2 protein-coding genes and 1 pseudogene are annotated in these 2,145 nt (G+C 58.3%); all 3 read left to right on the top strand.

Annotated features, from left to right (window positions below; genetic code table 11):
* Window positions 1–380: pseudogene (locus CJ255_RS23890) on the top strand (hypothetical protein); the annotation flags it as partial.
* Window positions 381–480: 100 nt separating this feature from the next.
* On the top strand, window positions 481–1,170 hold the full coding sequence (locus CJ255_RS21760) for an RNA polymerase sigma factor (protein WP_097646169.1): 690 nt from the start codon (window positions 481–483) through the stop codon (window positions 1,168–1,170).
* A gap of 110 nt (window positions 1,171–1,280) precedes the next feature.
* Window positions 1,281–2,051: a carboxypeptidase-like regulatory domain-containing protein gene (locus tag CJ255_RS21755; protein ID WP_097646168.1), complete on the top strand. Its 771-nt coding sequence runs from the start codon at window positions 1,281–1,283 to the stop codon at window positions 2,049–2,051.
* Window positions 2,052–2,145: the final 94 nt, after the last annotated feature.

The raw sequence follows: 2,145 nt of genomic DNA, 5'->3' as shown, positions 1-2,145 counted from the left end.
GGCTGGTGGTAGCCCAAGACACGGAGCAGGTACACTTTGGTCCGGGCATGCATCCCGACGGCCTCTGGCTGATCAATGTGGCAGCGGGCGATCCGCAACGTATCAGCAACATTGGCCAGCATCCGGCCTGGCGGCCCCTGACGCCTGAGCAGCTCGCGGCGCTCACCCCAACCGCCACGCCAACCCCAGATGAAGCGGCAAGCAGCAGCCCAACCCCAGCCACGATTGCGGGTGGCACCAGCGCCAATGCGCCCAGCCCAGCACCAGCGCCCAACACGAATCCAATGGCTTTATTCATGGCCATTGGCGTCATGCTGCTCACCCTTACCATGGGCGGCGCGGTTGGCCTCTGGCTCTTCCTGCGTAAGCCTCCACGTTAAGTAATTGTCCTAAGCATCACTTGCGCCTCGCAGCAAGCAACCTATGGTACAATAACCGTCCTTTAACCATAGGCCCATTCCGCTTGCGAGGTGCCCCCCCATGCCCCATGCCGACCAAGCAGATCTTGGGAGTTTGCCCCTTGAGATGCTTCAGGCCCGCTGTGAGGCCCAATTGGCCACCTTTCGCCGCTCGCGCGATCAGCATCAGGATAGTAGCAGTTGCGAGGAGATTTTGCGCCGCGCTGCCGCCCAAGATGCGTATGCCTTCGATTACCTCTGGTCGCTTACGATTCCTCTCGTCCGGACCTATTCCCCAGCGGCTTGTCGCCTAATTCTTGATGATCTGCAACAAGAGGCTGCTTTGCGCCTTTGGCGTAGGTTCCAGCATGCAACCATACCCTTCCAAGCTGCTTCCTTTGCCGCCTATCGTAACTATGTGCGGACCACGGTAGTGCATGTCTGCCAACATCTGCAACGTGAGCGTCACTATGCTTCGCTTGCTTATGTCGCTGAACCACTCGATCCATCTTCGTTCGTTGGTGAACTGCTGCGCTATGCCCTCTATGAACGCTGCCTCGCCCTGCTGCCCGATGCGCTCCATCGCGCCGTCTTCTATCGCCGCTTTGTCCTGGGTGAAGATAGCGCCACTATTGCGGCGGCTTTGGCTCAACAGTTTCCCGACCTCACGAAGCAACGTGTGAGTCGTGTGGTTGAGGCGTGCCCTAAACGCCTAGCCGCTATCCCTGAAATTCGGGAAATGCTAGAATCTGATGGTGGAGATGATCTCTAGGTTGGGTTTATCTCCATGTAGGCGGCTTCGCCGCCACATCGAACGCATACAGATGGTGGAGGGCGCAACCCAAGCATGGGTTGTATACCAACTACCTTTGAACATGCCGCATGATCAACAACGCGAAAGCCCATTGGGACACCATGTTCGGCAATCTGCCATCTGCAATCTACAATCTGCAATCTACAATCTACAATCGTAATATGAATATCAATCCTATCCAACCCGGTGAACTCCAAGCCTACCTCGATGGCGAAGATGTGCCCCATGTGGCTGAGGCGCTCGCTGCGTCGCCTGCGCTGCGCCAGGAGTTGGCTGCGCTGCACCGTCAGATGCAAACGTTGCAGGGTTTCTTTGGTGGGTTGAATCTCCCCGACCCCCAGGATTTGGTGGATGTCGCAACGGGTCAGGCTTCCCCGCAGCAGCAGTTGCGCGTTATGGCCTATGTCCGTGCGAGCCCCCAGGGGCGCGAGGATTTTACTACGCTTTTGGCACTCCAAGCAGCGCCGCAGTCTCAACGTCTGCGCTTGCCCAATATTCTCGCCCTGCCCCAAGCCCTTGCCCCCGGTCTGCGTTCGCTACCCTCTGCAAGCGACGACCAATCGTTCGTTGCGGGTGAGTTGCATGCCCAGGTTGTTGTTCGTGTCCCCCCCCCGCGTGGCGACCATTGGCAGATCGAGGGTTATGTCACTCAACATGATCAGCCCGCCGCTGCTGTGCGCGTGACCCTGCGCGGCGATCAGGTTCGCCCACGGCCCCGCTTTACCGATGCAGAGGGCTTCTTTACCTTTACCCGCCTTCCGGCAGGCCACTATCTGCTCCAAGCCCATTTTCCCCAGGGGCGGCTTTTGTTGCCACCGCTGCGGCTTGGTGCTGTGTAGTACTAGTTATACCAATTGCCCTTAGAGGCTGTCTGAAAAGTCTATGGTTTGGCGTTGGAGTGCCGGCTTTAGCCGGCTAAAGCCGGCACTCCAG

Source organism: Candidatus Viridilinea mediisalina (assembly GCF_002532535.1).
Classification (GTDB): Bacteria; Chloroflexota; Chloroflexia; order Chloroflexales; family Chloroflexaceae; genus Viridilinea; species Viridilinea mediisalina.
Note: the sequence above shows the minus strand (reverse complement) of the source record. Positions and strands in the feature narration are given on the sequence as shown.

What these genes read in the sequence shown, in the direction of transcription:
- CJ255_RS21755 (WP_097646168.1), top strand. Translation starts at nt 1,281, where the DNA reads ATGATCAACAACGCGAAAGCCCATTGGGACACCATGTTCGGCAATCTG.
- CJ255_RS21760 (WP_097646169.1), top strand. Translation starts at nt 481, where the DNA reads ATGCCCCATGCCGACCAAGCAGATCTTGGGAGTTTGCCCCTTGAGATG.